General features: G+C 79.0%; 4 protein-coding genes and 1 pseudogene. All 5 read right to left on the bottom strand.

Features of this window, described 5'->3' with window-relative positions:
* Positions 1-573, bottom strand: a 573-nt coding sequence (locus ABEB16_RS22835; protein ID WP_425560229.1) for a D-sedoheptulose-7-phosphate isomerase, incomplete at its 3' end; no start/stop codon positions are given.
* 54 nt (positions 574-627) lie between these two features.
* Positions 628-1842 (bottom strand): annotated as a pseudogene (locus tag ABEB16_RS16540) (glycosyltransferase); the annotation flags it as partial.
* The gene (locus ABEB16_RS16535; protein ID WP_345713321.1) at positions 1839-2855 is read right to left on the bottom strand and encodes a glycosyltransferase; all 1017 of its coding nucleotides are present in this window, start codon (positions 2853-2855) and stop codon (positions 1839-1841) included. The pseudogene ABEB16_RS16540 and the gene ABEB16_RS16535, both read right to left, overlap by 4 nt.
* The gene (locus ABEB16_RS16530) at positions 2852-3976 is read right to left on the bottom strand and encodes a glycosyltransferase family 9 protein (RefSeq protein WP_345713320.1); all 1125 of its coding nucleotides are present in this window, start codon (positions 3974-3976) and stop codon (positions 2852-2854) included. Before ABEB16_RS16530 ends, ABEB16_RS16535 begins: the two co-directional genes overlap by 4 nt.
* Positions 3973-4497 (bottom strand): D-glycero-alpha-D-manno-heptose-1,7-bisphosphate 7-phosphatase, encoded by a 525-nt coding sequence (locus tag ABEB16_RS16525; RefSeq protein WP_345713323.1) that lies wholly within the window; start codon positions 4495-4497, stop codon positions 3973-3975. The genes ABEB16_RS16530 and ABEB16_RS16525 overlap by 4 nt, the downstream gene beginning before the upstream one ends.
* Between the last annotated feature and the right edge of the window lie 35 nt (positions 4498-4532).

The following is a 4532-nucleotide window of genomic DNA, read 5'->3' as shown; positions in this document are numbered from 1 at the left end:
TGCGACCTCGCCCGGGCGCTGCGCCGGCAGGTGCGCCTCCACCGCCGCGCACAGCGCGTGCACCAGCATGAGGTGGCCCTCCTGCACCGCCGAGGTCGACGCCCCCGGCACGGCGAGCACGTCGTCGGCCAGCGCGCTCAGCGGGTTGGGCTCCCGCCCCGTCATCGCCCACACCCGCAGCCCCGCCTCCCGCGCCCGCTCCGCGGCCCGCAGCACGTTCGGGCTGCGCCCGCTCGTGGACAGCAGCAGCAGCACGTCGCCGGGGCGCCCGTGCGCCTCCACCTGGCGGGCGTAGACCTCCTCGCCGCCGTAGTCGTTCACCACCGCCGTCACCGTCGAGGTGTCCGCGTGCAGCGCGATCGCCGACAGCGGCCGCCGCTCACCCTCGAAGCGGCCCACCAGCTCCGCCGTCAGGTGCTGCGCCTCCGCCGCGCTGCCGCCGTTGCCGGCCACCAGCAGCCGCCCACCGGCGTCGACCACCTCCACGAGGTGCCGACCCCAGCGGTCGAGCCGGTCCGCCTCCGCCTCCAGCGACCCCAGGACCTCCTGCAGCTCCGTGACGTGCTGGCGCACCCACGCGTGCGTCGAGGGCCGCCCCACCGGCCGCGCCGAGCGCAGCAGGTCCGCGTAGGCGGCCTCCGTCGCCGCCGCCACCCGCTGCCAGTCGTAGCGCTGCACCGCCCGCTCCCGTCCCGCCGCGCCCATCCGCGCCAGCTGCCGCCTGTCCGCCAGCAGCGAGCGCACCGCCGCCGCGATGTCCGCGGCCGTCGCCTCCGGGCGGGTGCGCGGGCGCCCCGGCGGCACCAGCCGGCCCGTGACGCCGTCCTCCACCGTGTCGAGCATCCCGCCCACCGCCGTGGCCACCAGCGGCCGGGCGCAGGCCATCGCCTCCAGCGCCACGATGCCGAACGGCTCGTACCAGGGCGTGGCCAGCACGACGTCCGCCGAGCGCATCAGCGCCGGCAGGTGCTCCGGCTGCACCCGCCCCAGCATCCGCAGCCGCTCGGCCACGCCCAGGTCCGCGGCCAGCTCCTGCAGCCGCACCGCCTCCGGGTCGCGCGCCAGCTCCGCCACGTCGGCGCCGCCGGCCACCACCAGCTCCGCGCCCCGCAGCGGCGCCAGCGCCCCCACCGCCGGGTCGACGCCCTTGCGCGGCACCAGCCGGCCCACCGTCAGCAGCGCCGCCGCGCCGCGGCGCCGGCGCAGCGGCACCGGAACCTTCGTGCGGGGGTCGCGCTCGACGGTGAACGCGTCGGTGTCCACCCCGCACGGCACGATCCGCACCCGCTGCGGCACCGCGTCGGCGGCGTGCAGCTCCGCCACCTCGTCGCTGCAGGTGGCGATGACCAGGTCCGCCTCCCGGGCCAGGCGCCGCTCCACGCCGATGCGCTCCGGCGGGCTGGAGTCGTCGGCGCCCTGGTAGCGCTTCTTCACCGCGCCCAGGGCGTGGAAGGTCTGCACCCACGGGATGCCGAGCGCCTCCGCCGGCCGCTGCGCCGCCGTGCCCGACATCCAGAAGTGGGCGTGCACCACGTCCGGGCGCCGCGCCCCCGACCACGCCCGCGCGAGCTCCTTGCCGAAGGCCGGCATGAACGGCGGCAGCTCGTCCTTGGGCAGCGCGGCCGGCGGCCCCGCCGCCACGTGCACGACCTCCACGCCCGGGCGCATCAGCACCCGCTCGGGCAGGTCCGCGGCGTCGCGGCGGGTGTAGACGTCGACCTGGTGGCCGCGGTCGGCCAGCGCCGACGCCAGCGCGGCGACGTGCACGTTCTGCCCACCGGCGTCCACCCCGCCCAGCACGGCCAGCGGGCTGGCGTGCTCGGAGACCATCGCGATCCTCATCGGGTTCCCTCCCCGGACGTGGCGGACGCACCGGCCAGCGCACCGCCGGACACCTCCGCCAGCACCCGCTCCCAGTCGTCCAGGAAACGCTGCACGCCGAACGCCGCCAGCGCGTGCTCGCGCGCCAGCGCACCGCGCTCGCGCGCCTCCTCCGGCTCGTGCAGCCAGCGCCGCGCCGCGGCCACCAGCACGTCCGGGTCGCTGGAGAGCACCCCGGCGCCCGCCGGCACCGCCTCCGGCGCCGCCGTCACCGGCAACCCCAGCACCGGCATGCCGATCATCATCGCCTCGATGAGCGAGAGCCCCAGGCTCGTCCAGCGGTAGGGGTGCAGGTAGGCGCGGTGCCGGGCCAGCTCGGCGTGGGCCCGCGCCTGCGGGAGGTCCTCCAGCACGCTCAGGTGGTGCCCGGCGGGGCCGGCGGCCACCTGAGCGGCCAGCGCCCGGACCCCCATGCCGTGCAGCGCCACGGGCACCTGCTCGGCCACCCGCAGCAGCAGGTCGGTGCCCGCCACCCGCCAGCGCCGCACCGGCTCGTTGACCATCGCCGCCAGCGACGCCGAAGCCCCGGTGTACAGCGCACCCGGGTCGAGCACGCCGTGCTCCACGACGAACGTGCGCGCCGAGCCGCAGTCCCAGAACGTCCGGTTGAAGTGGGTGACGTGCACGACCGGGATGCGGCTCTGGTCCGCCAGCGGGTGGCGGCTGTCCGCGGCCCCCGCGCGCGGGGCGTCGTGCTCGACGTACACCGCGGGCAGGTCCACCCCGGGCCGGCGCCCCGTCCAGCGCTCCACGAGCTCCAGCTCCTCCGGCCGCTGCAGCACGACGAGGTCCACGTCGGCCTCGCGCAGCTGCGCCGGGGTCACCTCCACCGCCGAGGCGGGCCAGGTCCACGTCCGCGCCCGCCCGCGCCCGTCGGGGCCGCGGTCCGGCAGCACCGGCAGCAGGTAGTCGTGGCGGCCCTGCACGAACGCCGTCATCCACGAGCCGTGCACGTGCCAGGTCAGGATCCTCACAGCCGTCCTCCTGCCAGGGTCGTCGGGGCCGCGGCGCGCTCGGCTGCGCGCCGTCCCCGGGGGTCGTCGCGCCCGGCCAGGGCGGCGGCCGCGGCCACCGCGGCCGCCGGGACCACCCCGTCCAGGCAGGGGTGCCCGGGCACGGGGCAGGTGCGGGCGCGGCTGCCGGCGCAGGCCGCGCCCTGGTCACCCAGCAGCGCCACCGGCACCCCGTGCGGCGCCCACCGCGCCGCCGGCACCACCGGGGCGAAGAGGGAGACGACGGGGGTGCCGACCGCCGCGGCCAGGTGCGCCGGGCCGGTGTTGCCCACGACGACGACCGCCGCCTCGGCCAGCACCCCCGCCAGCACCGGCAGGTCCGTGCGTCCACCCAGGTCCGTGCCGCCGCAGCCGGCGGCCACCCGCGCGGTCAGCGCCGTCTCGCCCGGCCCGCCGGTGACGACCACCGGCCAGCCGTCGGCGGCCAGCGCCGCCGCGATGCGCACCGCCTCCTCCGGTGAGGGCGCGCGCGCCGGCACCGAGGCGCCGGGGTGCACCACCGCGAAGGGGTCCTCCGGCAGCAGGCCGCCGAGGGCGGCGCGGGCACCGGGCAGGTCCGCGCGCACCCGCAGGCGCCCGTCGTCGCCGGCGGGCAGCTCGTGCCCGGCCGCCCGCGCCACGTCCAGGGCGGCGTCCACCTCGTGCCGCTCCGGCGCGCCGGGCACCTCCCGGCGGTGGCGCACGTCCAGCAGCGAGCCGGGGTAGTCCTCGCTGGCCGCCGCGATCCGCGGCACCCCCGCCAGCCGCAGCAGCAGCGCCAGGGGCAGCGGGCTCTGGTGGAAGGAGGTGAAGACCACCGCCTCGTCGTAGCCGCGCCCGCGCACCAGCTCCACGAGGGCGGTCACCGCGGTGGGGTCCACCGGCACCGGGGTGAAGCCGCTCCACGGCGGGTCGAAGACGAGGACCTCGTCCACCCCCGGCAGCAGCCGCGCCGCGCCCGCACCGGCGGGGGAGGCCAGCAGGTCCAGCCGGCCGCCACCTGCTCCGGTGCCGTGCGCGGTGGCCGACAGCGCCCGCAGCGCCGGCCCGGTGAGCAGCACGTCGCCGTCGGAGTCCAGGCGCGCGGCCAGGACGCGGGTCACGACCGCTCCCGGGCCGCCGCCAGCGCCACCTCGACCGCCTCGGCCAGCGAGGGCACCACCACCGGCGCGGCAGCCACCTCCTCCTGCCGCGTGACGGGGGTGGGCACCAGCACGGCCCGGGCCCCGGCGGCCAGCGCGGCCTCCACGTCGGCGCCGATGTCCCCCACGAGCAGGCACTCGGCGGGCGAGACCCCCAGGCGGCGGGCGGCCGCCAGCACCATCCCGGGCTCCGGCTTGCGGCAGGCACAGCCGTCGGCGGGGCCGTGCGGGCAGTGCAGCACCGCGTCGAAGGGGCCCAGCAGCTCCTGCACGCGCGCGTTGACGGCGTCCACCCGTTCCGGTGTGAGCAGGCCGCGGGCGATGCCGGACTGGTTGGTGACCACCGCGGTGGCCAGCCCGGCCGCGCGCACCCGGCGCAGGGCCTCCGCCGCGCCCTCGACCGGGCGCACCAGCGCCGGGTCGCCGTTGTACGGCACGTCGTGCACGAGCGTGCCGTCGCGGTCGAAGAGGACCGCCCGCAGGGGCGGCGGCCACGCCCCGGGCCGCCGCGGCCCGC

It is taken from the genome of Kineococcus glutinatus (assembly GCF_039542765.1).
GTDB classification, from domain to species: Bacteria; Actinomycetota; Actinomycetes; order Actinomycetales; family Kineococcaceae; genus Kineococcus_A; species Kineococcus_A glutinatus.
Note: the sequence above shows the minus strand (reverse complement) of the source record. Positions and strands in the feature narration are given on the sequence as shown.